Genomic DNA, 25,977 nt, shown 5'->3' with positions numbered 1-25,977 from the left:
TCACCCCACAGCCAACCGGTACCCCCGCTTCACGACGGTGACCACGGCCTTCGTCCCGATCGCCGCGCGGAGCCGCGCCACCGCCATCTCGACGGCGTGCTCGGACCCCGCCTGGCCCGAGGGCAGCGCAGCCAGGAGCGCGCGGCGGGACACCACGTGGCCGGGGTTGACCAGCAGCGCGAGCAGCACCGACAAGGGCGCTGGGGACAGCTCCACCGGCACCCCGTCGAGGAGCAGCGAGTCGGAGTGGACGATCAGCGTGCGGCCGTCCGCGAGGCGTACGTCGACGCCGTCACGGCGGGTGGGCAGCTCGGTCTCGAGCTGCTTGACCATGCCGGCCAGGCGCGAGCGGTCGGGGACGATCGTCGGGACGCCCCACATCTCGAAGGCGGCCGCGGTGACCGGCCCCACGCACGAGGCGACGACATCGGACTGGAAGGCCGAGACGACGTCGTCGCGCCTGCCCACGGAGTAGGCCGCCTCCATCAGCGCGGCGACCGCCGGCGCGGAGGTGAACGTGACGGCGTCGAGCTCGCGGTCGGCGATCAGGTCGATCAGGTGGAACATCGGCGACGGGTCGTCGGCCGAGGCGACGCGGTAGATCGGCACGGTGACCACCGACGCCCCCTGCCGGCGCAGGGCGTGGGCGGCCATCGACAGCGACTGGCCGTGCTCCTGCACGACGATCCGCTTGCCGGTGAGGTCGCGCCCGCGCAGATGCGCGAGCACGTCCTCGAAGCACTCCGACTCCGGTGCCCACAGCTCACGCAGACCGTGGGCGCGCAGCACGCCGACGCTCTTCGGTCCGCGGGCGAGGATCTCCGCGGCGCCGAGCGCGGCGACCAGCCGGTCGTACAAGCCGGCCTCGGAGGCCGCGGCGAGCCAGGTCTTCATGCCGATGCCGGTCGTGGCGAGGAACAGGTCGACCGGCGCGGAGACGACCTCGCGAGTCGCGTCCAGGAGCTCCGCGAGGTCGACGTGGTTGGGCTCCAGCGACAGCGCCGCCGCCCACTCGACGCGAGCACCCCGACGCTCCAGCAGGGCCACCTGCTCCTCGGCCTTGCGAGCAGCGGTGACCCCGATCCGGAAGCCCTCGAGCGGCAGGCTCACCCGGCACCACCGACGTGGACGACGCCGTCGACGACGCTCACCTCGTACGTCGGCACGCGCACCGAGTCGTCGTCGAGGCACTGGCCCGTACGCAGGTCGAAGGCCTGCTTGTACATCGGCGAGCTCACCACCGGCGCGTCACCGCGGTTGCCGACGATCCCGCGTGAGAGCACCGAGGCTCCGCTGAAGGGGTCGACGTTGCCGATGGCGAACACCGCGCCGTCGTGCGTGCGGAAGACCGCCACCGCGGAGCCGTCGACCAGCGCGGCGACGCCACCCTCCAGCGGTATCGCGTCGAGCGGGCACACCGCCGTCCAGGTCAGCGAGGTCATGCGGGAGCCCCCACGGGGATCAGCGCGGGGGCGATCGGCTGGATCTGGTCGCGCTCGGTCGTGAAGGCGATGGTCGGGTCGGGCGTCCCGGGGGCGTTGACGAAGGAGACGAACCGCTCGAGCTTGGACGGGTCCTCCAGCGTCGCGCGCCACTCGTCCTCGTAGCCGCCGACGTGCCGCGCCATCTCGGCCTCCAGCTCGGCGCCCAGGCCGAGGGAGTCCTCGACGACCACCTCGCGCACCCGGTCGAGGCCGCCCTCGAGCTGGTCGATCCAGGTGGAGGTGCGCTGGAGCCGGTCGGCGGTGCGCACGTAGTACATGAGGAACCGGTCGAGGTAGGCCACCAGCGTGGCCGTGTCCAGGTCCCCGGCGAGCAGCCGGGCGTGGGCCGGGGTGGCACCGCCGTTGCCGCCGACGTACAGGTTCCACCCCTTCTCGGTCGCGATGACGCCGAAGTCCTTGCCACGCGCCTCGGCGCACTCGCGCGCACAGCCGCTCACGCCACCCTTGAGCTTGTGGGGGCTGCGGAGCCCGCGGTAGCGCAGCTCCAGCGCGATCGCGAGGCCGACGGAGTCCTGCACGCCGTAGCGGCACCAGGTCGAGCCCACGCACGACTTCACCGTGCGAAGCGACTTGCCGTAGGCGTGGCCCGACTCGAACCCTGCGTCGACGAGCCGCTTCCAGATCACCGGCAGCTGCTCCATCCGGGCGCCGAAGAGGTCGATGCGCTGGCCCCCGGTGATCTTGGTGTAGAGCCCGAAGTCGCGCGCCACCTCGCCGATGACGATGAGCTTCTCCGGGGTGATCTCGCCGCCGGGGATGCGGGGGACGACGCTGTACGTGCCGTTGCGCTGGATGTTGCCGAGGTACTTGTCGTTGGTGTCCTGGAGCTCGGCGGTCGCCGGCTCGAGGATGTGGGTGCTGGTCTGGCTGGCCAGGATGCTGGCGATCGCCGGCTTGCAGATGTCGCAGCCGCGGCCGGTGCCGTGGGCCTCCACGATGTCGTCGAAGCGGCGGTAGCCGTGCACCGCGACGACGTCGAAGAGCTCCTGCCGGGTGAGCCGGAAGTGCTCGCACAGACCCTTGTCGACGACCTTGCCGACACTGGCGAAGTGGTCCTCGATGATGTTCTTGACCGTCGCGACGCACGAACCGCACGTCGACCCGGCGCGGGTGCACTGCTTGACCGCGGCGACGTCCTCGCACCCCTGTTCGGCCACCGCGTGGAGGATGTCGGCCTTCGTCACGTCGTTGCACGAGCAGACCTGGGCCTCGTCGGGCATCCCGAGCTGCACGCCGGAGCTGGCCGGCAGGATCAGCTGCTCGGGGTTGTCGGGCAACGCGATGCCACTGCTGACCATCGGCCGCAGCACGCCGTACGCCGACGCGTCGCCCACGAGGATGCCGCCGAGCAGCCGGGTCCCGTCCTCGCTCACGACGAGCTTCTTGTAGATGCCCGCGACCGCGTCGGAGTAGGTCAGCTCGAGCGCGCCGTCGGTGGCCGCGAACGCGTCGCCGAAGCTCGCCACGTCGACCCCGAGGAGCTTGAGCTTGGTGGACATGTCGGCGCCGGTGAAGGTGCCCGGCCCGTCGAGGAGGGCGTCCACGACGACCTCGGCCATGGCGTAGCCCGGTGCGACGAGGCCGTACATCGTGCCGCCGGGGGCCGCGCACTCGCCGATGGCGAAGACGTGCGGGTCGGACGTGCGGCACTGCTCGTCGACCAGGACGCCGCCGCGCGGGGCGACCTCGAGGTCGCACTCGCGGGCCAGGGCGTCGCGGGGCCGGATGCCGGCGGAGAAGACGACCACCTGCGTCTCGATCTCCCGGTCGGCCAGCCGCACCCCGGTCACCTGTTCGTCGCCGAGGATCTCCTCGGTCACCACCCCGGTGTGCACCTTCACGCCGAGCCGCTCGACGTGCCTCACGAGCGTGGAGCCCGCGGCGGCGTCGAGCTGGACGGGCATCAGCCGCGGCGCCATCTCGACGACGTGGGTGTCGAGGCCGAGCTGCACGAGGGCGTTGGCGGCCTCGAGTCCGAGCAGACCACCGCCGATCACGACACCGCTGGTCGCGGTCTCGCTGGCGGTGCGGATCGCCTCGAGGTCCTCGATGGTGCGATAGACGAAGCAGCCCGCCTTGCCGCGGCCCTCGACCGGCGGGACGAACGGCGCGGCACCGGTGGCGAGCACCAGCACGTCGTACTCGTGCACCGTCACCGCGCCGGGGTCGGCCAGCAGGTCACCCGCGGCGCTCGGCGGCGACACCACCGTCACCGTCCGCGCGTCCCGGTCGACCTCGGTCACGACGCTGTCGAGGACCAGCCGCACCCGCGGGTCGTCGTACTCCCCACCCGGCAGGAGCGAGAGGCCCTCGGCCCCGTCCGGGTGGCCGAACCAGCTGGTGAGCGCGACCCGGTCGTACGCCGCCCGCGGCTCCTCGCCGACGACGAGGACGTCGTGGGTCTCGGTGAGACCGCGCTCGACGGCTGCCTGGGCGAAGCGGTGCCCCACCATGCCGTGCCCGACGACGACGATCCGCTGACGCTTGCCTGTGACCATGCCGAGGACGGTAGGAACCGGATGTTGTCAGCGGCTTCCGCGAATGTTTCGGGCAGGAAAACTGGCCGGCACAGCCTCACCGGCCGCGCGGCACGACCTCAGTCCTCCACGACCGGCAGGTGCAGCACCACGTCCTTCATCCGCATCGCGCCGACCACGCGGCTGCCGAAGCCGACGGACATGTCGGAGATCGGCGCCACGGTGAGGAACAGCGTCTGCCCGGCCGGCACGTCGAGGGCGACCGACGGGAGCTCGACTCCCCGGCGCGGCTTGTCGATGGCGATGCCGTTCTCGCGGATCGGCAGCATGTTGTTCTGCACGACCTCGGCGTCGAGGGGGCTGGTGCCGACAGACAGGCCGAGGAAGGCGCGGTTGTCCAGCCCGATCGTGGTCAGCCGGGCGTCGAGGGTGGGCGACCCCGCGATCGTCAGCGGGCCCTGAGCCACGGGGTAGGCGATCGGGGCGCCGGCGCCGACGGTGCTGACCACCTCGCCGAGCTCGACGGACGTGCTGGGCGCGACCGTCGGGACGCTGACGCAGCGGTCGCCGGCCGCGGTGGTGAGGTGGTAGGCGCCGAAGCCGCTCAGGCCCGTCCGCTTGCCCTGGAGGTTGCGCTGCAGGAACCGCAGGCCGAGGTCGGTGAAGGACGCCCCGCCCAGGGTGGCCGAGCACGCGTCGGTGGTCACGAGCGGGACGTCGAGGTTGGTGCCGCCCGGCAGCAGCGCCGGCAGGGTGTGGCCGCCGTTGTAGCCGACGAAGATGCTGCGCGAGCGCGCCCTGTCGGTCAGCGCGCGGCTGAAGTTCTTCAGCCCCTGGTCGAGCGGGAACAGGTTGTCGGTCGCGCCCTGGCCGAACAGCACCGGGACGTCCAGCCGGCGCCCCTGGCGCACGTGCCACTCCGGGCCGTTGCGGTCGAGGAACTGGAAGAGGTACGGGGGCACGTTGCCGGTCGCGGCCGCCTCCGCGAACCCCTGCACGACGAGCGGGGGCAGGGCGTCGGACGGGAGCGAGGCGGCGGTCAGGGCCGTGGCCCACTCGGTGCGCGGGACGCCCTGGGGGAACAGGCTCTCGGTCAGGCTGAACCACGTGATCTCGGGGACCAGCGCGTCGAAGCGCGTCGCGCCGCGCTCGCGGATCTCACTGAAGGCGCCGACGAACTGGTAGCCGCCGCCGTACGACCCGCCGATCGCACCCAGCACCGGGTCGCCCGGGCGGTCCTTCTCCACCCACGGCTGCGCGGCGACGAGGTCGACGATCCGCCGGACGTCGGCGCCCTCGACGTCGGGGTTCTCGATGTGCGCATTGCCGCCGCTCTCGCCGAACCCGCGCTGGTCGAAGCTGAGCACCCCGAAGCCGGCGTCGGTCAGGTACGCGAACGCGGCCGTGTCCGTCGTACGGCTGCCGCCCCAGCCGTGGCTGTGCAGCACCATCGGCACCGGCCGGTCCTTCGTCGCGCCGGCGGGGCGGAACAGTGTGAAGCAGATGTCGACCGGGGCGGTCGTCCCCGGGTCAGGGACGCTGCTCACGCACCCGTCCGTGGTGGTCACCCCGGCCGCGGCGGCGGGCGAGCCGACGAACGGCGCGGTGGCGACGGCCAGGGCGGTGGCGACAGCGGTGGCGATCAGTCGGTGCATGGCGGCTCTCCTGCGACGGGGTCTCCCGTTCCAACGAGCAGCCCTCCGCTGGGCTACGTCACCAGGGTCGGCCGGGGCTCCGTCGCTCGGTGCGCGGTCCGACGTCGTGACCGAGGGCGCTGAAGCGCTCGACCGCCTCCTTGGGCCCCGAGACGATGATCTCGGCCCCCTCGCGCAGCACCGTGGTCGCCGTGGCGTAGGTGAAGTCCTCGCCGTAGGGCTTCACCCCGACCACCGTGATGCCGTACTCCTGGCGCACGCCGTAGCCGCCGAGGCTGCGACCGATCAGGGCGCGTGGCGGTCGGGTCTTGGCGAAGGCGTAGCCGTCGTCGAACTCGATGTAGTCGAGCATCCGGCCGGTGACCAGGTGCGCCACCCGCTTGCCCATGTCGTGCTCGGGCCGCACCACGTGGTGGACACCGATCTGGTTCAGGATCCGCGCGTGCGACTGGCTGATCGCCTTGGCCCACACGTCACCCACGCCCAGCTCGAGGACGACCGAGGCCGAGAGGATGCTCGCCTCGAGGTTGGTGCCGACGCCGATGACGGCCCGGTCCAGCTCCGCGACCCCCAGCTCGCGCATCGCCTCGAGGTCGGTGGAGTCGGCCTCGACGACGTGGGTCAGTCGGCCGGCGAGCGATCGTACGACGCGGGGGTCGGAGTCGACGCCGAGGACCTCGACGCCCTCCTTGGTGAGCTCGAGCGCCAGCGAGCGGCCGAACCGGCCGAGCCCGACGACGGCCACGCTCCGGGTGTCGTTCCTAGCCAATGATGGGCCGTCCTTCCGGGAGTCGGTGCAGGTGCGTGCGGTCCCGCATCGCGAGCGCCGAGACCAGTGTGATGGGTCCCAGCCGGCCGGTGAACATCAGCAGCACCAGCACCAGGTGGACGCTCGTCGGGAGGTCGGCGGTGATGCCCGTGGAGAGCCCGACCGTGGCGAACGCGGAGACCACCTCGAACAGCGCGTCCTCGGTCGACACGGCGGCGAGCTGGAGGACGAGGAGGGTCGAGGCGACGACGGCGCCCACGGCGAGCAGCGCCACCGTCAGCGCCTGCCGGATGGCGCGCGGGTCGACGCGGCGCCCGAAGGCCCGGACGTCGGACTCGCCCCGCACCTCGGCGAGGATCGCGAAGAACAGCAGGACGAACGTCGTGACCTTGATGCCGCCGGCCGTGCCTGCCGAACCACCGCCGATGAACATCAGGATCATGGTCCCCAGCAGCGTGCCGTCGTTCATCTGGCCGTAGTCGAGGCTGTTGAAGCCCGCCGTCCGTGGCATCACGGCCTGGAAGAAGCCCGCCAGCAGACGGTCGGGCGCGCTGAGCGCCCCGAGCGTCGCGGGGTTGCTCCACTCGCTCGCGGTCACGAAGACGGTGCCGAGGACCAGCAGGGTCGCGGTCGCGGTGAGCGTCATCCGCGTGTGCATGCTCCAGGCCCACGTCGGGTGGAAGCGCCGGTAGAGCTCGAGCCACACCGGGAAGCCCAGCCCGCCCGCGACCACGGCGAAGGCGATCGGCAGACAGATCCACGGGTCGGACACGAAGCCCATCAGACTGTCGCTGTAGAGCGCGAACCCGGCGTTGTTGAAGGCGGAGACGGCGTGGAAGACGCCGAGGTACGTCGCACGTCCCCACTCCTCGTCGTAGCCCCAGACGAACCGCAGCGTCAGCAGCACCGCGGTCACAGCCTCGAAGAGCAGGCTGATCGCGACGACCCCCTTCACCACGGTCCGGACGTCGCCCAGGCCGGTCGCCTTGGTCTCCGCGGCCGCGGTCAGGCGAGATCGCAGGCCCAGCCTGCGGAAGACCAGCAGGCCGAGGAGGGAGGCCAGCGTCATGATCCCGAAGCCGCCCACCTGGATCAGGGCGAGGATGACCACCTCGCCGAAGGTCGACCAGTAGGAGGGCGTGTCGACGACCACCAGTCCGGTGACGCACACCGCGCTCGTCGAGGTGAACAGCGCGACGACGAACGGCGCCGCCACCTGCTCGGTCCGCGCCGCGGGCAGCATCAGCAAGGCCGTGCCGACGAGGACGGCGAGTGCGAAGGCGACCACGACGACCTGCGCGGGGTGCCGGAAGAACGGCCCGCCGTCGCGGCGCAGAACCCGTACGAGCGATGCCGTCACGCTCCGAGGCTAGGGCACGGCACGCCCCTCCCCGCACCGGCTCGGCGTGTGCGGGAGCAGGACCCGTGCGACGACCACCAGCCACACGGTCGCGAAGACCAGGCTGGCGAGGACGTCGGTGAGGTGGTGCGCACCTTGGTAGAGCCGCGAGGGGGCGACGACGACGGGCACCAGGAAGAGGGGCCAGGTCCACTGCCGCCACGCCGGCCGCACCCTGCCCCACCAGAGCGCGGTGCCGCCGTAGACCAGTATCGCCGTCGCCATGTGGCCCGAGGGATAGCTGTGGTCGGGGACCAGGCCGGGATCGAGGATCTCCACCGGCGGACGGTCACGCGGGACGAGGTGCGTGACGAGCAGGTAGAGCGCGAGGTAGCCCGCGACCAGCACGGTGAAGTAGACGACCGGGCGCCACGACCGCCCCACCACGGCGGCGACGAGCGCCACCACGAGCGCCAGGCCCATGCCGACGATCGTGTCCGCGACGTGGCTGCCCACGGCGGCTGCGGTGTCGAGGGCCGGGGTGCGGTGGGAGGCGAGCCATCGCACGAACCGGTCGTCGGGCGGCTCGACCACGGGCGCCAACGGTCCGGTGATCAGCCAGCCCAGGGACAGCGCGGAGCCGACGACGACACCCCAGGCGAGGGCCAGGGTGCGTGCTGTGGTACCGCGGCTCGGCTCGGTCACGCCGCTGAGACTTCACCGCGGCGCTGCCGGCCGTCCTCACCCTCGCGGGGTGGGTCTCGATGACCACCCCTTGCTGCCGGCCCGCCCCCTCACCGCCGCAGGAGCAGCGCCGAGTCCCCGAACTCGTGCCAGAGGTAGTCCTCGGCCACGGCCGCGGCGTACGCCGCCTGCGTGAGGCGGGTGCCGGCGACCGCCTCGACGAGGAGGAGGTGGGAGGCCATCGGGTCGTGCCACCCGGTGATCAGGCCGTCCACCACGCGCGGCGGCTGCGCGGGGGAGACGACGCGCGAGGTCCAGCCCCGGCTGGCCACCACGTGGCGACCGAGCACCGCCGACTCGACGGCACGGGTGGCGGTCGTCCCGACGGCGACCACGCGGCCGCCGTCCACCCGTTCCGTCGTCTCGTGAGTCATGACATCATCGTTCAAGTTGAAGTGAACTTGAGTTCAAGGGGGAGGCCAGGATGGATGCGCGGGACCTGCTGCCGATGTGCGAGATCACTCAGCGCAGCGGCTTCGCCGCCTCCGCGATCCGCTACTACGAGGCCGAGGGTCTCATCGAGGCGCACCGGTCCGGCGGTGGACAGCGGCGCTTCGAGCGCAGCGTGCTGCGCCGCCTCGCCTTCATCCGGGCCGCCTCCAACGTGGGGCTCACCATCGAGGAGATCCGCGACGAGCTCGGCCGGCTGCCCGGCAACCGCACGCCGACCAAGGCCGACTGGCAGCGCATCTCGCGGCACTGGGGCCGTCGGCTGGACGAGCAGATCGCCGCCCTGCAGCGGCTCAAGGGCGGTCTCGACGGCTGCATCGGCTGCGGCTGCCTGAGCCTGCGCTCGTGCGCCTTCTCCAACCCGGGCGACGTCCACGGCGAGGACGGTGCGGGAGCCCGGTTGCTCCCGGACTCGCTCCGGCGGCCGCACCCGACCCGCCGCGGCGCCGGTCGGCGAGGATCTGCCTCGTGAGCGACCACCGCGGGCCGGGGGCTGGGTGGACGACTGGCGGCCGCGGTCGCCGAGCGGGCTGATCGGCTCGGCGTCCGGCGCGCACCACGAAGGCAGTTCGCGCTGCCGGCGGACCTGGCGAGCGTACGAGCGGAGCCGAGGCCGGCGAACTGCCTTCACAGTGCAGCCGCGGACCGGCTCGGGTGCACCTGAGGTCACGACCGGATGCGAAACGTCCCGATCACCGTCACTCCGTCGCGGGCGTGGAGCGCGACCTCGGCACCCTCGGCGTGGGCCCGCAGGTCGGACACCCGGACGAAGCCGCACCTGCCGTCGGTGCCGCGGGCCGCGACGAGAGCACGCCGCGGGTGCGGCGGACAGTCCTCACCCAGCCCGCCCTCGGGGTGGGCGCGAGGGTCGATGGCGCGCGCCACCGGCTCGGGCTCGCCGGACGCGGCCACCACCTGCTGCGCCTGCGCGCCCGCGACGAAACCGAGGACGAGCGCGGCGAGGCCGAGCGCGATCTTGACGAGCACAGGGGTGGGACGAGAGAGGACCGCCGGAAGTTGTCAGCCGACGGCGACGGGCGCCGGGCTGCTCCCGACCAGGCGGCGCACGACGTCGGCACACCCGCCGCAGCCGGTCGTCGCCCTGGTCCGGTCGGCGCACTCGGCCACCGTCGCACAGGCCCTGACCTCGCCGGCGGTGACGCCCGCGCAGGCACAGACCTCGGCCCCGTCGGGCAGCGGCGCCGGCGCGTCGGCGGCCTCCGGCAGCAGCAGCTGCCCGGGTTCGTCGGGACCGAGCACCGTGCCGCGGTCGTAGAGCTGCGTGATCAGCCCGACGCGCGAGAGGTCGCCGACGAGCGCCGCCGCGACGATCCGGCCGCCGTGGACCACGAGCCGGCGGTGCGAGCCGGCGATCGGGTTGGACATCTCCACGACCTCGCCCTCGGCGTGCTCGGGGTCGCCGAGCACGGCCACCTCGAGCCCGGTGGCCCGCAGCCGGGCGACGCTGCGGCGCCCGTCGTACGCCGTGGCGTCGCCGCGCAGCACCCGGGCGAGCACCTCCGCCTGCTCCCACGCCGGCGGGACGAACCCGGTCGTGCGGCGACGGTGCTCGGCGCAGTCGCCGATGGCGTGCACGCGGTCGTCGGTCACGCTCGTCAGGCTGGAGTCCACCACGACGCCCCGGCGGACCATCAGCCCGGCGCGCCGGGCCAGCGAGGTCGAGGGGCGACCACCCGCGGTGAGGACGACGAGCTCGGTCGGCAGCACGTAGCCGTTGTCGAGCCGCAGGCCCTCGTCGGTGAGGCGTACGGCGCGGGCTCCGGTGTAGACGTCGGTGCCGAGGCGGCGGAGGTCCCGCTCGAGCACCCACCCCCCGCCCGGCCCGACCTGGCTGGCGAGGAGGTGGCCGGCGCCCTCCACTACCTCGGTCCGCAGCCCGCGCACCGACAGCGCACGGGCGACCTGGAGTCCGAGGAGGCCACCGCCGACGACGACCGCGCGTGCGGGTCTCGCGACAGGGCTCCGCCCTTCCTCGACCAGCAACGACGCCGCCTCGTCCAGCCGTCGGCAGTCGGCGAGCGAGCGGAAGGCGTGGACCTTCGGGTGCAGCGTCCCGTCACGCCGGACCAGTCCACGGATCGGCGGCAGCGTGGGGATCGACCCGGTCGCCAGGACCAGCCGGTCGAAGCCGACGCGCTCCCCGTCCACGAGCACGACCTCGCGCGCGTCGCGGTCGACCTCGAGCACCCGGGCGCCGAGCCGCAGGTCGATGCCGTGGTCGGCGAACCACGCCTGCGAGCGCAGTGTCAACGCCGACGGCGCGTGGGTGCCCTCCAGCACCGCCGACAGCAGGATCCGGTTGTACGGCGCGTGCGGCTCGTCGGCGAGGACGGTCACGGCGAACCGATCGTCCCCACCGAGGTGCTCGGCGAGGCGGACGGCGGCCATGCCCCCGCCGACGACGACGACCCGCTCAGGCATGGGTCACCGGGTCTCGTGACGGTCGCTGCGCGACCTCCTCGACCGGCGTGAGGCGAGCCGCACACACCTTGAACTCCGGCATCCGCGAGGCCGGGTCGAGGGCGTCGTTGGTCAGCCGGTTGGCGCCGACCCAGTGGAACGGCACGAACACCGTGTCCGGCCGGATGGTGGCCACCACCCTGGCCGGTGCGGTCATCTCGCCGCGGCGGGTCGCGACCCGTACGGGCTCGCCGGTCGCCACGCCGAGGCGGCCGGCCAGCTGAGGGTGGAGCTCGACGAAGGGACCCTCGTCGGGCAGCGAGCGCACCCGGCGGGTCTGGGCGCCGGACTGGTACTGCGCGAGCACCCGCCCGGTCGTGAGGTGGACCGGGTAGTCCGCGCACGGCTGCTCCGCGGCGCCGCGGTGCTCGACGGCCAGCATGCGCGCCCGCCCGTCGGGGTGCGCGAACGACTCGGCGAACAACCGCTCGCCGCCCCAGAAGACCCCCTGCTCGGCACGGATCCGGTCGTAGGTGATCGCGGAGTAGTCCGCCGGCCCGCCCGCCGAGGCCCGGCCCAGCTCGACGAAGACCTCTTCCGGGTCCGTCGGGAAGGACGCCGTCGATCCCAGCCGGTCGGCGATCGCGGCGATCACCTCGAGGTCCGACCGGACACCCGACGGCGGCGTGATCGCCCGCTGCCGCAGCACCACCCGCCCCTCGAGGTTCGTCATCGTGCCGGTCTCCTCCGCCCACTGGGTCACCGGCAGCACCACGTCGGCGAGGGCCGCGGTCTCGGACATCACGACGTCGCACACCACCAGCAGGTCGAGCGCCTCCAGGCGCGAGGTCACGTGCGTGGCACGCGGCGCGCTGACGACGATGTTGGAACCGAGGACCAGCAGCGCCGACGGTCCGTCCGGGGTGCCGAGGGCGTCGAGGAGCTCGTACGCCGAGCGTCCGGGCCCCGGCAGCGAGTCGGGGTCGACGCCCCACACCCCCGCCACGTGGGCGCGTGCGGCGGGGTCGTCGATGCGTCGGTAGCCGGGCAGCTGGTCGGCCTTCTGGCCGTGCTCGCGGCCGCCCTGGCCGTTGCCCTGCCCGGTGAGGCAGCCGTAGCCGGCGCCCCGGCGACCGACCATGCCGAGCGCCAGGGCCACGTTGATCCAACCGAGCACGGTGTCGGAGCCGGTCGAGTGCTGCTCGGCCCCCCGGGCGGTGAGGACCATGACCCGCGGTGAGGCGCCGAGCATGTCCGTCAGCGCGCGCACCTCGGTCGCCTCGACCCCGGTCACGCGCTCGACCCGCTCGGGCCACCAGGCCGCGACCGACTCCCGCACCGGCTCCCACCCGGTCACCCGCTCGGCGAGGTACGCCTCGTCGACCGCGCCCGCGGCGACCAGCAGGTGCAGCACGCCGAGCGCCAGCGGGAGGTCGGTTCCCGGCACCGGCTGCAGGTGCAGGTCGGCCCGCTCCGCGGTGGGCGTACGGCGGGGGTCGATGACCACGACCCGGCCGCCGCGCTCGCGGAGCCGGTCGAGATGGCGCGCCGCGGGCGGCATCGTCTCGGCGAGGTTGGAGCCGACGAGCACGAGGACGTCGGCCTCCTCGACGTCGGCGAGGGGGAACGGCAGCCCGCGGTCGACGCCGAAGGCGCGGATGCCGGCGGAGGCGGCCGACGACATGCACCAGCGGCCGTTGTAGTCGATCTGGGAGGTGCCGAGCGCGACCCGGGCGAGCTTGCCGAGGGCGTAGGCCTTCTCGTTGGTCAGGCCACCACCACCGAAGACGGCGACGCCGTCCGGCCCCTTCGCCGCCTGCGCCGCCCGGATCCCGGCGACGAACCGGTCGAGCGCGTCGTCCCACGACACCGCCGACCACTCGCCGGTCCCCCGGTCGCGCACCAGCGGCGACGTCAGGCGCTCGCGGCCGCCGTACAGCCCGGCGGCCGCCCAGCCCTTGCGGCACAGCGCGCCCCGGTTGACGGGGAACTCCTCCCAGGCGCTCACCTCGGGCGTACGCCGTCCGGTCAGGCGCATCCCGCACTGCAGGGAGCAGTAGGGGCAATGGGTCTCGGTCGCCATCAGGTCAGTCTCCGCTCAGATCCCGGCGCCGGCCAGGCTCTGCGCACGCACCTCGGCAGGACGGCGCAGGTAGACCGCCCAGGTCACGACGCCGCAGACCACGTAGAAGACGGTGAAGACCAGGAAGGCCCCCTTGGTGGCCGACATGGGGTCGGCCACCCACGGTGCGCTGAAGGCCATCGGGATGAGGAACCCGCCGATGGCGCCCACCGCACCGATCACGCCGATCGCGGCGGAGGCCTGCTTCGTGCCGGCCAGCAGGGCGGCGCTGCGCTCGGGGGTGCCGGGTGCCGTGACGCGCTCGGCCTCGGTGCGCCAGATCGCCGGGATCATCTTGTACGTCGAGCCGTTGCCGATGCCGGTGGCGGCGAAGACGCAGAGGAAGAAGCCCAGGAACCACGGGAACCACGACTGGTTGGCGGACGCGATCGCCGGGTCCGCGGTCGGGTTCGGGGTGAGCTGCATCAACGTCCAGAGCACGGCCAGGGCGAAGACGACCATCGCACCGAACGCGCCCAGCGTCACCTTCGCGCCGCCGAGGCGGTCGGCCAGCCAGCCGCCGAACGGCCGCGTCGCCGAGCCGACCAAGGCACCGAGGAACGCGTAGTAGGCGAAGTAGATGCCGGTCCCCAGGGGCGCCGGCTCCGGCACCCAGAAGTTCAGCTTGATCAGCAGCGGCATCGCGGCGGAGTAGCCGATGAACGAGCCGAAGGTGCCGATGTAGAGGAAGGCCATGATCCACGTCTGCCGCTTGCGCACGACCTGCAGCTGCTCGCGGGGCGAGGACTTGGCGGTGCTCAGGTTGTCCATGAACAAGTACGCCGCGAGCGTCGCGACGACCGCGAGACCGGCGTACACCCAGGCCGCGCGCTGCAGGTCGATCCCGCCCTCGGAGGCCTTGACCAGGCCGAAGATGCCGGCGCCGCCGACGATGACGGGCAGGAGGAGCTGAATCAGCGCGACTCCGACGTTGCCGCCCGCGGCGTTGAGGCCCAGGGCCGCGCCCTTCTTGGCTGCGGGGTAGAAGAAGTTGATGTTGGCCATCGAGCTGGCGAAGTTGCCGCCGCCGAGACCGGCCGTGGCGGCGATGAGGCAGAACACCCAGTACGGCGTGTCCGGCCGCTGCACGGCGTAGGCGAAGCCGAGCGTGGGGATGAGCAGCAGCGCCGCGCTCGCCATCGTCCAGTTGCGGCCACCGAACTTCGGCACCGCGAAGGTGTACGGCAGGCGCAGCAACGAGCCGACGAGGTTGGGCAGCGCCACCAGCAGGAAGAGCTGCTGCGGCGAGTAGTCGAACCCGGTCGCCACCAGGAAGGCCGAGCTCACGCTCCAGATCAGCCAGACGGAGAAGCCGAGGTGCTCGGCGAAGATCGACCAGACCAGGTTGCGCCGGGCGACCCGGCGCCCGGTGCTCGCCCAGAAGTCGGGGTCCTCGGGACGCCAGTCCTCGATCCAGCGGCGGCTATGACGGGTGGGGGTCTGCGTGCTCATGCCGACGAGACTCGGCCACCGGTGTGACACGTGACCTGCCGCTCCGGTGGCCGAGCCGTCAACTTCTCCTCACGACCTCACGAGGGCTCACGGGGGCTCACGAGGGCTCCCGGGCGCCCCAGGACGCAGAGGAGCCCCGACCGCCGGGCGGTCGGGGCTCCTCGGGGAGTGCGTGCGTCAGGCGACGCGGACGTTCTCGGCCTGCGGGCCCTTGGGGCCGGAGGTGACGTCGAACTCGACCTTCTGGTTCTCGTCGAGCGACTTGTAGCCGTTGGACTGGATCGCGGAGTAGTGCACGAACACGTCCTCGCCGCCGCCGTCCTGCGCGATGAAGCCGAAGCCCTTGTCAGCGTTGAACCACTTGACAGTTCCCTGAGCCATGATGAATCTCCTGTGAATCGGTGTCGGGGCGGAGGTGCCCCTGAACTGCTGAAGACATCCATGCGTACTGATGTCCAGCGAACCGAAACCAGGAGTACGAGATACGAGCCGCGCATCGTGTGCGGCCAGGACAGCTGGGTGCTCCGTCCCTTCAACACCCTCGACCCTACGGCATCGCGACGCCCACCGACGACTCGTCGCACTCCGGGACCGCTCGTCGTACGGCAGCGACCGCTGGGCGAGCCGGGGCGCCCACCGACCGCCCCGGACGTACGCGACCCTCCCGCGCGGCACCGGCGGGGTGCCACGGTGACCGCGGTCACACCCCGCTGGCCGCCGTACATTCCCCGCAAAGGACGCGATCCGTGACAGAGCACGACCAGGCCGCGCGCCACGACCCCATCTACGACCGGTTGCACGCGACCCCCGAGTTCGCCGAGCTGCGGCACCGCTACCGCAGCTTCGTGTTCCCGGCGACGGCCGCGTTCCTGGCCTGGTACCTGCTGTACGTCGTCCTCTCGAACTGGGCCGGCGACTTCATGGCGATCGAGCTCGTGGGCAACATCAACGTCGCCCTCGTCTTCGGCCTGCTCCAGTTCGTGACGACGTTCGGTCTCGCCTGGATGTACGCGCGCTACTCGGCACAGAAGCTCGACCCGCTCGCCCGACGCCTCGACGCCGAGTACCGCGCGGGGGTGGACGCCTGATGGACACCCAGCTCCTCACCACGCTCCTGTTCCTGACGGTCGTCGCGGCGACCGTCGGCATCACCTTCTGGGCGAGCCGCCAGACCAAGACGGCCGCCGACTTCTACTCCGGGGGTCGCTCGTTCTCCGGCTTCCAGAACGGTCTCGCGATCGGCGGCGACTACATGTCGGCGGCGTCGTTCCTCGGCATCTCCGGAGCCATCGCGGTGTACGGCTACGACGGCTTCCTCTACTCGATCGGCTTCCTCGTGGCGTGGCTCGTCGCGCTGCTGCTGGTCGCGGAGATGCTGCGCAACGCCGGCCGCTACACGATGGCCGACCAGCTCGCCTTCCGGATGAACCAGCGTCCGGTGCGCACCGCGGCGTCGATCTCGACCGTGGTCGTCTCGATCTTCTACCTGCTCGCCCAGATGGTCGGCGCGGGCTCGCTCGTGGCGCTGCTCCTCGGCGTCGACAGCCAGGTGATCAAGAACATCACCATCGTCGGCGTCGGCGCGCTGATGATCTTCTACGTCGTCGTCGGCGGCATGAAGGGCACGACCTACGTCCAGATCGTGAAGGCCGTCCTGCTGATGATCGGCTCGGCGCTGATCGTGGTGCTGGTCCTCGCCAGGTTCGACTTCAACCTCTCCGAGCTCCTCGGCACCGCAGCGGAGAACTCCGGCAAGGGCGAGGCGTTCGTCCAGCCCGGCCTGCAGTACGGCGGGTCGCTGCTCTCGCAGATCGACTTCCTGTCCCTCGGCCTGGCACTCGTGCTCGGCACGGCGGGCCTGCCCCACATCCTGATCCGCTTCTACACCGTGCCGACCGCCCAGGACGCGCGGAAGTCGGTGCTGTGGGCGATCGGCCTCATCGGCGCTTTCTACCTGATGACGCTCGTCCTCGGCTTCGGCGCCGCGGCCCTGCTCGACCGGAGCGCGGTCGACCCGCTCGAGGGCGGCAACCAGAACCTGGCCTCGCCGCTCCTCGCCGAGGCCGTCGGCGGCGGGGACGGCTCGACGGGCGGCGCGATCCTGCTCGCGCTGATCGCCGCGGTCGCCTTCGCGACGATCCTCGCGGTGGTCGCCGGCCTCACCCTGGCCAGCTCCTCGTCGGTGGCGCACGACCTCTACAAGGGCGTGATCAAGAAGGACCAGCCCGTCTCGGAGTACGACGAGGTGCGGGTCGCCCGGATCTCGGCGTTCGTCATCGGCGCGGTCGCGATCGGACTGTCGATCCCGGCGCAGCGGCTCAACATCGCGTTCCTCGTGGCGCTGGCCTTCGCCGTCGCCGCCTCGGCCAACCTGCCGTCGATCATCTACAACATGTTCTGGAAGCGGTTCAACACCCGCGGCGCCACCTGGAGCATCTACGGGGGCCTGGGTGCGGCCGTAGGCCTGGTGTTCTTCTCGCCGGTCATGTCGAGCCTCCCGACGTCGTTGTTCCCGGACTCGGACTGGGCGGTCTTCCCGCTCAACAACCCCGGCATCGTCTCGATCCCGATCGGGTTCCTCCTCGGCTACCTCGGCACCATTACGTCCAGGGAGCCGGCCGCCGAGGACCGCTTCACCGAGCTCGAGGTCCGCGCGCTCACCGGCGCCGGGGCCGAGCAGGCCGCCCAGCACTGAGCCCAGCGCTCACCCCGCAGCACGGGTGACCCCTTCGCCGAGCCGGAGTAGGTTCGGCGAGGGGGCCGCCGCTCCCCACCGATCGTCACCACCAGCACGTCGACCGCACGCGTCCCGCCCGAGGAGAGAGCCTTGTCCGAGCAGACACTGTCCAACCTGATGCAGGAGAACCGTCGCTTCGAGCCCCCGGCCGACCTCGCCGCCAACGCCAACGTGAAGGAGGAGGCGTACGCCCGCGCCGACGCCGACCGCGAGGCGTTCTGGGCGGCGGCCGCCGAGCGCCTCGACTGGGGCCGGAAGTGGGACCAGGTCCTCGACTGGACCAACCCGCCGTTCGCGAAGTGGTTCGTCGGCGGCACCCTCAACGCCTCGGTCAACTGCGTGGACCGCCACGTCGAGGCCGGCAACGGCGACAAGGTCGCGATCCACTGGGTCGGTGAGCCGGACGATGACGCCCGCGACATCACCTACGCCCAGCTCAAGGACGAGGTGTCCCGGGCCGCCAACGCGCTCACCGAGCTCGGCGTGCGCAAGGGCGACCGCGTCGCGATCTACATGCCGATGATCCCCGAGGTCGTCGTCGCGATGCTCGCCTGCGCCCGCCTCGGCGCCCCGCACACCGTGGTGTTCGGCGGCTTCTCCGCCGACGCCCTCGCCTCGCGCATCACCGACTGCGAGGCCCACGTCGTCATCACCGCCGACGGCGGCTACCGCCGCGGCGCGGCCAGCGCGCTCAAGCCGGCGGTCGACGAGGCCGTCGCCAAGACCGGCGACCTGGTGCGCAGCGTCCTCGTCGTGCGGCGTACGGGCCAGGACGTCGACTGGGACGACTCGCGCGACGTGTGGTGGCACGACGCGGTCGACTCCGCGTCCGCCGAGCACGAGCCCGAGATGCACGACTCCGAGCACCCGCTCTACGTCATGTACACCTCCGGCACCACCGGCAAGCCCAAGGGCATCCTGCACACCACCGGCGGTTACCTCACCGGCACGTCGTACACCCACTGGTCGGTCTTCGACCTCAAGGACGACGACGTCTACTGGTGCACCGCCGACGTCGGCTGGGTGACCGGCCACTCCTACATGGCCTACGGGCCGCTCGCCAACGGCGCGACGCAGGTGATGTACGAGGGCACGCCCGAGAAGGGCCGCTGGTGGAAGATCGTCCAGGACTACAAGGTCTCGATCTTCTACACAGCACCCACCGCGATCCGGACGTTCATGAAGCAGGGCCGCGAGATCCCCGACGGCTACGACATGTCGTCGCTGCGGCTGCTCGGGTCGGTCGGCGAGCCGATCAACCCGGAGGCCTACGTCTGGTACCGCGAGGTCATCGGCGGCGACCGCTGCCCGGTGGTCGACACCTGGTGGCAGACCGAGACCGGCCAGATCATGATCAGCCCGCTGCCGGGCGTCACCGCCGGCAAGCCCGGCTCGGCGATGAAGGCCCTGCCGGGGATCGCGGCCGACGTCGTCGACGACGACGCGAAGTCGGTCGGCAACGGCAACGGCGGCTACCTCGTGCTCAAGGAGCCGTGGCCCGCGATGCTCCGTACGCTCTGGGGCGACGACCAGCGCTTCAAGGACACCTACTGGTCGCGCTGGCCGGGCCTCTACTTCGCCGGCGACGGCGCCAAGCTCGACGAGGACGGCGACATCTGGCTGCTCGGCCGCGTCGACGACGTGATGAACGTGTCGGGCCACCGCCTGTCCACGACCGAGATCGAGTCCGCGCTCGTGTCGCACCCCAAGGTCGCCGAGGCCGCCGTCGTCGGTGCCGCCGACGAGACCACCGGCCAGGCCGTGTGCGCGTTCGTCATCCTGCGCGACTCCGCCGGTGACGGCGGCGAGGACATCGTCGAGGAGCTGCGCAGGCACGTCGCCAAGGAGATCGGCGCCATCGCCAAGCCGCGCCAGATCATGGTCGTGCCCGAGCTGCCCAAGACCCGCTCCGGCAAGATCATGCGCCGCCTTCTCAAGGACGTCGCCGAGCACCGCGAGGTCGGCGACGTGACCACCCTGGCCGACTCGACCGTGATGGACCTGATCAAGGGCAAGGAGGGCTCGGCCTCCTCGGAGGACTGACCGCTTCCCCTCCCCTGCTCCTCCGCCGCCCCGACACGGTAGTCAGGGACGTTCTGGTAGGTCTTCCGGCCTTCCGGCCTACCAGGACGTCCCTGACTACGCCGCCGTCCGGCAGGGAGGTCAGCCGTCCAGGGCCTCGCGCACCGGGTCGGGCTCGTCCTCCGGCTCGTCCTCGTCGTGGGTGAGCCCACGTGTGCTCGCCAGCAGCGTGGCCACACCGAGGACCGCCGCGATGAGCGAGGCGAGCAGGATGGCGATCTTCGCCTCCTCCGTCAGCAGGTCGGAGCCCGGGAACGACAGCCCGGCGATGAAGATCGAGACGGTGAAGCCGATGCCCGCGACCGCGCCGAGGCCGAAGACCATCGGCCAGGTGGTGTTCTCGGGCAGCTTCGCGATGCCGAGGCGTACGGCGAGGAACGACGCGGCGAAGATGCCGATCGGCTTGCCGACCACGAGCCCGAGGATGATGCCGAGCCCGACCGGCTCGGTGAAGACCTCGCTGAGCGCGCCGAGCTCCACGCCGGCGTTGGCGAGGGCGAAGATCGGCAGCACGACGTACGCCGAGACCGGGTGCAGCGTGCTGATGAGCCGCTCCACCACCGACACCGACTCCTTGAGCAGGAACCTCAGCCGCGCCAGCTCGTCGGGGTTGAGGTGGCGGTCGCGCAGCGCCTTCGTGGCGTACTCGCGGGCCACCTCCTCCTCGAGCAGCGGCCTGGCCGGGGCGAGCAGGCCGATCGCGACGCCGGCCAGCGTGGCGTGCACGCCCGACTCGAGGAGGGCGAACCAGGTGCCGACACCGAGGATCGCGTAGACCACGATCGCCCAGACCCGCAGGACCCGGGCGGCCACCATCAGGCCGAGCAGGACGAGCGCGACCGCCAGCCAGGTGAGCGAGAGGTCGCTGGTGTAGAAGACGGCGATCACGAGGATCGCGCCGATGTCGTCGACGATCGCCAACGTCAACAGGAACAGGCGGGCCGCCGACGGGATCCGGCGCCCGAGGATGCCGAGCACGCCGACGGCGAACGCGATGTCGGTCGCCATCGGGATGCCCCAGCCGGCGGCACCGTCGCTGCCCGGCGGGTTGAGCGCGACGTAGAGCAGCGCCGGGACGGCCATGCCGCCGATCGCGGCGACGATCGGCAGCGCCGCGGTCTTGGGGTCACGCAGGTCGCCGTTGACCAGCTCGTACTTGATCTCCAGGCCGACGACGAAGAAGAAGATCACCATCAGCGCGTCGTTGACCCAGTGCTGGAGCGTCTCCTCCAGGTGCAGCGGCCCGGCGTCGATGGTGAGATAGGAGTGCCACAGCGCGTCGTACGACTCCCCCCACACGCTGTTGGCCCACAGCAGCGCGACGGCCGCAGCGAGCAGCAGCAGCAGCGAGCCCGCCGCCTCGACCCGGAGGAACTCGCGCAACGGGCGCGCGACGAGCCGGGCCAGCGGCTTGTCGCTGGCGATGTAGACCGGGCCGGACTTCCACAGCGCGTCGTCGGGCCGGGGGTCCTGGGGCTTGCTGGGTGTCGCCATGCGGCAGCGCATCCTTCGGGGGTCGTCGGGGAACTGTCACCGCGGATGATCACCACGGGCCGACCAGACTTCCCGGCTCACCTGCACCCGAGTCTAGACGGAGCGGTGGTGGCCGCGACGCCGTTGGTAGGGTCGCACCACCCGCTCCCCCGCGTACACCGAAGGAACAGCGCCACATGGCACACGAACCGATCAAGCCCGGATCGAACCTGGATGGCGATCCGACGCTCGGCAAGCTCGTCATGGACGCGCAGCGGGACATCTCCACGCTGATCTCCAAGGAGATCCAGCTGGCCAAGAGCGAGATCAAGGTCAGCGTCAAGCACGGCGGCGTCGGCATCGGCCTGTTCGCAGGCGCGGCGTTCCTCGGCCTGCTCGCGATCATCATGCTGTCGGTCGCGATCGCCTACTTCATCCACTGGAACGGCCAGGGCCTCGACCTGCACTGGGCGTTCCTGATCGTGTTCGGCCTCTACGTGCTGATCGCCGGCGTGCTCGCGCTCATCGGCGTGAAGCAGGTCAAGCAGGTCAAGGCCCCCGAGCGGGCGATCGAGCAGGGCCGGCAGATCCCGCAGGCCCTCAAGGGCCGCGGCTAGCGCACGCAGGTGCCGGTGTCGACCGGCGCGTCCCGCGTGAGGCCGGCCTCAGCTGACTCGGCGACCTGCTCGGCCGTCAGGGCGTAGCCGGTCTCGGGGTCGCTGACCGAGGCGGCGAAGACCATCCCGGCCACGTCGCCGGCGGACGTCACGATCGGTCCGCCGGAGTTGCCCGGACGGATCAGCGCACGCAGGGAGAAGACCTGCCGGATGACGGTGCCGTCGCCGTAGATGTCGGGCGAGCGCAGTCGCTGCTCGGCACGGATGCGCCCGGACTCGACGGAGTAGGGCCCGTCCGCGGGGTAGCCGAGGACAGCGACGGGGTCGCGCGGCGCGGCGGAGGTGTCGAGCGCGAGCTGCGGCACGCCGGCGTCGGGCAGCGCGAGCACGGCGATGTCGAGGTCGGCGTCGTAGAGCACGACCGAGGCGGTGACGGATGTGCCGGCGACGTCGACCTCCGGTCGGGTCACCCCTGCCACGACGTGGGCGTTGGTCATCAGCCGGCCGGGGGCGTAGAAGAAGCCGGTGCCCTCGACGCCACCGCCGCAGCCGTTGGCGCCGCGGACCTTGACGACGCTGGACTGGGCCGCGACCACGTCGGGGTCGGTGAGCATGCGCGGGTCGCCGGGCCGGACCGCGACGATCCGCTCCGGCGCGAAGGGCTCGAGGTAGCGGGGGAAGAACGTGGTGCCGACGACGTTGTTGAATGCCTGCAGCACCTTGTCGGACTCCGCCGGCAGCACCTGGTCGACCTCCGCCAGGATCGCGGAGTCGCGCACCAGGGGGGTGATCGCACCGATGCGGGTGCCGGAGACCGCGACGCCGAGCGCCCACGCGACCAGGAGGACGGCGACGGCGCTGAGCGCCGAGCCGCCGACGGCGTCCAGCGCGCGGATCGGCTGCCAGGTGATGGCGTCGCGCACCTTCGCCCCGGCGTACTGGAAGAGCGCCTGTCCCAGCGAGGCCGAGATGATCACGATGAACAGCGCGCCCAGCGACACCCACAGCGACGGGGCCGCGTCACCGAGCGCCACCGGGGCCACCCAGATGCCGGTGAGCCCGCCGATCAGCAGGCCCGCCGTCGCGCTCGCCCCCGTGATGAAGCCCTGCCAGTAGCCGGAGAGGGCGTAGATCCCCACGAGCGCGACGAGGCACCAGTCGAGGACGTTCATCTCAGCTCACTCCTCGAGCCTGGTGTTCTGCGGCGTGTTGGGAGCGAGGTCCGATCCCCGAGGGACACCTTGCAGCATGTGGTCGGGAAGGTCACGCACCCGCGCCCGGTCCCAGTCCTCGGCCCACCCGAGGTAGGTGAACAGCCGGGCGATGATCCCGGCGGTGAAGCCCCACAGCACGACGTCGCGCTCGGGGCCGATCAGGAACCCGGGGCCGAGCCAGCCGCTGGGGTGGCGCACGGTGATCCGGTTGTCGGGGTCGAGCAGGTCGGCGATCGCCACGTGGTGGATCTCGTGGACCTCCTCGGGGCTCTCGATGCGCACCTCGCCGCGGTCGCGCCAGTAGCCCAGGATCGGTGTCACCGCGAAGTTGCTCGGCGGCAGCCACAGCTCGGGCAGCTCGCCGAAGACCTCGACCTCGGCCGGGTCGAGCCCGATCTCCTCGTACGCCTCGCGCAGCGCCGCCTCCACGGGGGTCTCGCCCTCGTCGAGCGAACCGCCCGGGAAGGACACCTGGCCGGGGTGGGAGCGCATGTGGTGGTTGCGCTCGGTGAGGAGCAGCTCACCGCGGTGGGCGAGGTCGTCGGGCGCGGTGGGGTCGGACTCCCGGTCGGCGAAGACCATCAGCACCGCACCGCGGCGCGGGTCGCTGTCCTCGGGGGGCATGAAGCGGGTCAGCTCGTGGACCGTGATCGAGGAGGCCGCCTCGACCACCGGTCCCAGCCAGCCCGGCAGGCCCGCAGGGTCGCTCACAGCGTGATCCCGAGGTGCTCGGCGACGAGGCCCGTGAGCTCGTCCATCGACTCGACGCCGCCGGAGTCCTGGCCGACGACGACACCGTCGGCATCGACGAAGACGAAGGCCGGCAGCCCGCGCCGACCGATGGCAAACGTGTCCTCCGCCATCAGCTCGCCGCCGGGGTCGGCGACCGAGGGGTACGTCGCCCCGGTCTTCTCCGCCAGCGCCAGCGCGCCCTCGGGATGGACGTCGTTGAAGTCGACGCCGAGCAGGGCTACGCGGTCGGCGTACTGCTGGTGGAACTGCTCCAGCACCGGCATCTCCTCCTCGCAGGGCGTGCAGAACGCCTGCCAGAGGTTGATGACCAGCGGCCCGCGCAGCGAGGACAGGTCGACCTCGGAGCCGCCGCCCAGGCACGGCAGGGTCAGCTCGGGCAGCCCGCCCTCGACCGGCGCACCGTCGCCGGGCCTGCAGTCCTCCATGCCGATGCGGGCCTTGACCTCCCGCAGCGCCGGCGTGTCGACCTCCACGTCGGGAGGGCGTACGTCGATGCGGGTCCCGCCGTCGGAGGTGCAGGCGGTCAGGGACGCCGCGACCAGCAGCGCGAGGAGTGCCTTCCTCATGCGGGGCCCTGGGTGGTGACCAGCTTCTCCGCCTCGACCGGGTCGGTGGGGCCGGCGCCGAAGGACGGGCACAGCCGGGCAACCGGGCACGCGCCGCACGCGGGCTTCTTGGCGTGGCAACGGCGGCGGCCGTGCCAGATGAGGTGGTGCGACAGCATCGTCCAGTTGCGCTTGGGGAACAGGGCGCCGACGGCGTGCTCGACCTTGACCGGGTCGGTCTCCTCGGTCCAGCCGAGGCGACGGGCGAGGCGGCCGAAGTGCGTGTCGACGGTGATGCCCGGCTTGCCGAACGCGTTGCCCAGCACGACGTTGGCGGTCTTGCGGCCCACGCCGGGGAGCGTGACGAGGTCCTCGAGGCGGTCTGGCACCCGACCGTCGTAGCGCTCGACGAGCGCCTGGCTGAGCTTGAGCACGGAGTCCGTCTTCTGCCGGAAGAAGCCCAGCGGGCCGAGCAGCTGCTCGAGGTGCTCGCGCGGGGCGGCGGCCATCGCCTCCGGGGTCGGGTAGGCCGCGAAGAGCGCTGGGCTCGCGGCGTTGACCCGCCGGTCGGTGGTCTGCGCGGAGACGACGGTGACGACCAGGCACTCGAAGGCGTTGGTGAAGTCGAGCTCGGCGCGGGCGTCGGGGTAGGTCTCGGCGAGGATCCGGTCGATCTTGCGGGCGCGGCGCACCAGGGACGTGTCGGGCTTCACGACGGGGGCGGGGGCGGCGGGCACGCGCCCAGAGTACGGTCCGCCTCCGACACGGCCGAAGCGACCGGGACGACCCACGTGTGGCGCGGAGTCGCGGTTGTGAGCCTGACCACGGCTAGGATCGGTCCGGATCCCGAGCACCACTCGTCGGGACGCACCCCAAGGAGAGGTTTGACGTGGACAACGACGTGCTTCGGCAGGCACCGCTGTTCAGCTCGCTCGACGACGAGGCGGCAACTGCGCTGGGCGGCTCGATGGCCGAGACCAAGCTGCGCCGTGGAGACGTGCTCTTCCACGAGGGCGACTCCGGCGACAAGCTCTACATCGTCACCGAGGGCAAGGTGAAGCTCGGCCGCTCCTCCTCCGACGGCCGCGAGAACCTGCTGGCGATCATGGGTCCCGGCCAGATGTTCGGCGAGCTCTCGCTCTTCGACCCGGGCCCGCGCTCGGCCACCGTCACCGCCGTCACCGACGCGTCCTTCGCCTCGCTGTCCCACGACGACCTGCTGCGCTGGCTCGACGGCCGCCCGCAGGTGGCCCGCGGCCTGCTCTCGCAGCTCGCCTCGCGGCTGCGCAAGTCCAACGACGTCGTCGCCGACCTTGTCTTCTCCGACGTCCCCGGCCGTGTCGCCAAGGCGCTGCTCGACCTCGCCGACCGGTTCGGTCGCACCGCCGACGACGGTGTCCACGTCCACCACGACCTCACCCAGGAGGAGCTCGCCCAGCTGGTCGGCGCCTCCCGCGAGACGGTCAACAAGGCGCTCGCCGACTTCGCCTCGCGCGGTTGGCTGCGTCTGGAGCCCCGCTCCGTGGTGATCATGGACCTCGAGCGGCTCTCGCGCCGCGCACGCTGAGAATTCTCCGTCGCTCCTGACCCCCGACACGACGCCCGCCTGCGTCGTACGTCGT

Annotated in this window: 24 protein-coding genes; 6 read left to right on the top strand and 18 right to left on the bottom strand. The window is 71.9% G+C overall.

Features of this window, described 5'->3' with window-relative positions; all coding sequences use genetic code 11:
- The 8 genes from IE200_RS04205 to IE200_RS04170 all read right to left on the bottom strand — a co-directional run bounded on the left by IE200_RS04205 (position 1) and on the right by IE200_RS04170 (position 8,878).
- Positions 1–1,110: a uroporphyrinogen-III synthase gene (locus tag IE200_RS04205; protein ID WP_191278055.1), complete on the bottom strand. Its 1,110-nt coding sequence runs from the start codon at positions 1,108–1,110 to the stop codon at positions 1–3.
- Positions 1,107–1,442, bottom strand: coding sequence for a nitrite reductase small subunit NirD (gene nirD / locus IE200_RS04200; RefSeq protein ID WP_191278054.1), 336 nt, complete (start codon positions 1,440–1,442; stop codon positions 1,107–1,109). The genes IE200_RS04205 and nirD overlap by 4 nt, the downstream gene beginning before the upstream one ends.
- Positions 1,439–4,003 (bottom strand): nitrite reductase large subunit NirB, encoded by a 2,565-nt coding sequence (nirB, locus tag IE200_RS04195; RefSeq protein ID WP_191278053.1) that lies wholly within the window; start codon positions 4,001–4,003, stop codon positions 1,439–1,441. Before nirB ends, nirD begins: the two co-directional genes overlap by 4 nt.
- A 98-nt stretch (positions 4,004–4,101) precedes the next feature.
- Positions 4,102–5,637: an alpha/beta hydrolase family protein gene (locus IE200_RS04190; protein WP_191278052.1), complete on the bottom strand. Its 1,536-nt coding sequence runs from the start codon at positions 5,635–5,637 to the stop codon at positions 4,102–4,104.
- Between the two features lie 58 nt (positions 5,638–5,695).
- On the bottom strand, positions 5,696–6,382 hold the full coding sequence (locus IE200_RS04185; RefSeq protein ID WP_191278051.1) for a potassium channel family protein: 687 nt from the start codon (positions 6,380–6,382) through the stop codon (positions 5,696–5,698).
- 16 nt (positions 6,383–6,398) lie between these two features.
- Positions 6,399–7,766: a TrkH family potassium uptake protein gene (locus IE200_RS04180; RefSeq protein ID WP_229856067.1), complete on the bottom strand. Its 1,368-nt coding sequence runs from the start codon at positions 7,764–7,766 to the stop codon at positions 6,399–6,401.
- 9 nt (positions 7,767–7,775) lie between these two features.
- On the bottom strand, positions 7,776–8,450 hold the full coding sequence (locus IE200_RS04175) for a phosphatase PAP2 family protein (RefSeq protein WP_191278050.1): 675 nt from the start codon (positions 8,448–8,450) through the stop codon (positions 7,776–7,778).
- Positions 8,451–8,539: 89 nt separating this feature from the next.
- Positions 8,540–8,878, bottom strand: coding sequence for an S-adenosylmethionine:tRNA ribosyltransferase-isomerase (locus IE200_RS04170; RefSeq protein ID WP_407940954.1), 339 nt, complete (start codon positions 8,876–8,878; stop codon positions 8,540–8,542).
- Between the two features lie 35 nt (positions 8,879–8,913).
- On the opposite strand from IE200_RS04170, the gene soxR reads away from it, so the two are divergent.
- Complete coding sequence (soxR, locus tag IE200_RS04165; RefSeq protein WP_191278048.1) at positions 8,914–9,411, top strand: redox-sensitive transcriptional activator SoxR; 498 nt, start codon at positions 8,914–8,916, stop codon at positions 9,409–9,411.
- A 194-nt stretch (positions 9,412–9,605) separates the two neighbouring features.
- On the opposite strand, the gene IE200_RS04160 is transcribed toward soxR, so the two are convergent.
- The 5 genes from IE200_RS04160 to IE200_RS04140 all read right to left on the bottom strand — a co-directional run bounded on the left by IE200_RS04160 (position 9,606) and on the right by IE200_RS04140 (position 15,315).
- Positions 9,606–9,926: a hypothetical protein gene (locus tag IE200_RS04160; protein WP_191278047.1), complete on the bottom strand. Its 321-nt coding sequence runs from the start codon at positions 9,924–9,926 to the stop codon at positions 9,606–9,608.
- 33 nt (positions 9,927–9,959) lie between these two features.
- A complete protein-coding gene (locus IE200_RS04155; protein WP_191278046.1) occupies positions 9,960–11,381 on the bottom strand; it encodes an FAD-dependent oxidoreductase in 1,422 nt (473 codons plus the stop codon).
- Complete coding sequence (locus tag IE200_RS04150; protein WP_191278045.1) at positions 11,374–13,443, bottom strand: molybdopterin oxidoreductase family protein; 2,070 nt, start codon at positions 13,441–13,443, stop codon at positions 11,374–11,376. The genes IE200_RS04155 and IE200_RS04150 overlap by 8 nt, the downstream gene beginning before the upstream one ends.
- Before the next feature lie 15 nt (positions 13,444–13,458).
- Positions 13,459–14,934 carry an MFS transporter gene (locus IE200_RS04145; RefSeq protein ID WP_191278044.1) on the bottom strand — a complete coding sequence of 492 codons (1,476 nt, stop codon included), beginning with the start codon at positions 14,932–14,934 and terminating at the stop codon, positions 13,459–13,461.
- Positions 14,935–15,111: 177 nt separating this feature from the next.
- Positions 15,112–15,315, bottom strand: coding sequence for a cold-shock protein (locus IE200_RS04140; protein WP_191278043.1), 204 nt, complete (start codon positions 15,313–15,315; stop codon positions 15,112–15,114).
- 365 nt (positions 15,316–15,680) lie between these two features.
- Here IE200_RS04140 and IE200_RS04135 point away from each other — a divergent pair, with 365 nt between their 5' ends.
- The 3 genes from IE200_RS04135 to acs all read left to right on the top strand — a co-directional run bounded on the left by IE200_RS04135 (position 15,681) and on the right by acs (position 19,714).
- Positions 15,681–16,022 (top strand): DUF485 domain-containing protein, encoded by a 342-nt coding sequence (locus IE200_RS04135; RefSeq protein ID WP_191278042.1) that lies wholly within the window; start codon positions 15,681–15,683, stop codon positions 16,020–16,022.
- A complete protein-coding gene (locus IE200_RS04130; protein WP_191278041.1) occupies positions 16,022–17,629 on the top strand; it encodes a solute symporter family protein in 1,608 nt (535 codons plus the stop codon). Before IE200_RS04135 ends, IE200_RS04130 begins: the two co-directional genes overlap by 1 nt.
- Positions 17,630–17,788: 159 nt before the next feature.
- Complete coding sequence (acs, locus tag IE200_RS04125; protein ID WP_407940958.1) at positions 17,789–19,714, top strand: acetate--CoA ligase; 1,926 nt, start codon at positions 17,789–17,791, stop codon at positions 19,712–19,714.
- 120 nt (positions 19,715–19,834) lie between these two features.
- On the opposite strand, the gene nhaA is transcribed toward acs, so the two are convergent.
- Positions 19,835–21,247 carry a Na+/H+ antiporter NhaA gene (nhaA, locus tag IE200_RS04120; protein ID WP_191278039.1) on the bottom strand — a complete coding sequence of 471 codons (1,413 nt, stop codon included), beginning with the start codon at positions 21,245–21,247 and terminating at the stop codon, positions 19,835–19,837.
- 176 nt (positions 21,248–21,423) lie between these two features.
- Between nhaA and IE200_RS04115 the strand changes: the two genes are divergently transcribed.
- Positions 21,424–21,843, top strand: a complete 420-nt coding sequence (locus tag IE200_RS04115; protein ID WP_191278038.1) for a phage holin family protein — start codon at positions 21,424–21,426, stop codon at positions 21,841–21,843.
- On the opposite strand, the gene IE200_RS04110 is transcribed toward IE200_RS04115, so the two are convergent.
- Genes IE200_RS04110 through nth form a run of 4 tightly spaced genes read right to left on the bottom strand, consistent with a single transcriptional unit; the run spans position 21,840 to position 25,092 of the window.
- Positions 21,840–23,015, bottom strand: coding sequence for a MarP family serine protease (locus tag IE200_RS04110; protein WP_191278037.1), 1,176 nt, complete (start codon positions 23,013–23,015; stop codon positions 21,840–21,842). The genes IE200_RS04115 and IE200_RS04110 overlap by 4 nt on opposite strands.
- A gap of 6 nt (positions 23,016–23,021) precedes the next feature.
- The gene (locus IE200_RS04105; RefSeq protein WP_229856066.1) at positions 23,022–23,768 is read right to left on the bottom strand and encodes an NUDIX hydrolase; all 747 of its coding nucleotides are present in this window, start codon (positions 23,766–23,768) and stop codon (positions 23,022–23,024) included.
- Complete coding sequence (locus IE200_RS04100; protein WP_191278036.1) at positions 23,765–24,376, bottom strand: TlpA family protein disulfide reductase; 612 nt, start codon at positions 24,374–24,376, stop codon at positions 23,765–23,767. Before IE200_RS04100 ends, IE200_RS04105 begins: the two co-directional genes overlap by 4 nt.
- On the bottom strand, positions 24,373–25,092 hold the full coding sequence (nth, locus tag IE200_RS04095; RefSeq protein WP_229856064.1) for an endonuclease III: 720 nt from the start codon (positions 25,090–25,092) through the stop codon (positions 24,373–24,375). Before nth ends, IE200_RS04100 begins: the two co-directional genes overlap by 4 nt.
- A 152-nt stretch (positions 25,093–25,244) precedes the next feature.
- Between nth and IE200_RS04090 the strand changes: the two genes are divergently transcribed.
- Complete coding sequence (locus tag IE200_RS04090; RefSeq protein ID WP_229856063.1) at positions 25,245–25,922, top strand: Crp/Fnr family transcriptional regulator; 678 nt, start codon at positions 25,245–25,247, stop codon at positions 25,920–25,922.
- The last annotated feature ends 55 nt before the right edge of the window (positions 25,923–25,977 follow it).

This window comes from Nocardioides flavus (ex Wang et al. 2016), from assembly GCF_014653115.1.
GTDB lineage: Bacteria > Actinomycetota > Actinomycetes > Propionibacteriales > Nocardioidaceae > Nocardioides > Nocardioides flavus.
Note: the sequence above shows the minus strand (reverse complement) of the source record. Positions and strands in the feature narration are given on the sequence as shown.

Bases quoted from the DNA above. Each gene is read 5' to 3' on its own strand.
- nirD (WP_191278054.1), bottom strand. From the start codon at position 1,442: ATGACCTCGCTGACCTGGACGGCGGTGTGCCCGCTCGACGCGATACCG.
- nirB (WP_191278053.1), bottom strand. From the start codon at position 4,003: ATGGTCACAGGCAAGCGTCAGCGGATCGTCGTCGTCGGGCACGGCATG.
- IE200_RS04190 (WP_191278052.1), bottom strand. From the start codon at position 5,637: ATGCACCGACTGATCGCCACCGCTGTCGCCACCGCCCTGGCCGTCGCC.
- soxR (WP_191278048.1), top strand. From the start codon at position 8,914: ATGGATGCGCGGGACCTGCTGCCGATGTGCGAGATCACTCAGCGCAGC.
- IE200_RS04155 (WP_191278046.1), bottom strand. From the start codon at position 11,381: ATGCCTGAGCGGGTCGTCGTCGTCGGCGGGGGCATGGCCGCCGTCCGC.
- IE200_RS04150 (WP_191278045.1), bottom strand. From the start codon at position 13,443: ATGGCGACCGAGACCCATTGCCCCTACTGCTCCCTGCAGTGCGGGATG.
- IE200_RS04145 (WP_191278044.1), bottom strand. From the start codon at position 14,934: ATGAGCACGCAGACCCCCACCCGTCATAGCCGCCGCTGGATCGAGGAC.
- IE200_RS04140 (WP_191278043.1), bottom strand. From the start codon at position 15,315: ATGGCTCAGGGAACTGTCAAGTGGTTCAACGCTGACAAGGGCTTCGGC.
- IE200_RS04130 (WP_191278041.1), top strand. From the start codon at position 16,022: ATGGACACCCAGCTCCTCACCACGCTCCTGTTCCTGACGGTCGTCGCG.
- acs (WP_407940958.1), top strand. From the start codon at position 17,789: ATGCAGGAGAACCGTCGCTTCGAGCCCCCGGCCGACCTCGCCGCCAAC.
- nhaA (WP_191278039.1), bottom strand. From the start codon at position 21,247: ATGGCGACACCCAGCAAGCCCCAGGACCCCCGGCCCGACGACGCGCTG.
- IE200_RS04115 (WP_191278038.1), top strand. From the start codon at position 21,424: ATGGCACACGAACCGATCAAGCCCGGATCGAACCTGGATGGCGATCCG.
- IE200_RS04110 (WP_191278037.1), bottom strand. From the start codon at position 23,015: ATGAACGTCCTCGACTGGTGCCTCGTCGCGCTCGTGGGGATCTACGCC.
- IE200_RS04100 (WP_191278036.1), bottom strand. From the start codon at position 24,376: ATGAGGAAGGCACTCCTCGCGCTGCTGGTCGCGGCGTCCCTGACCGCC.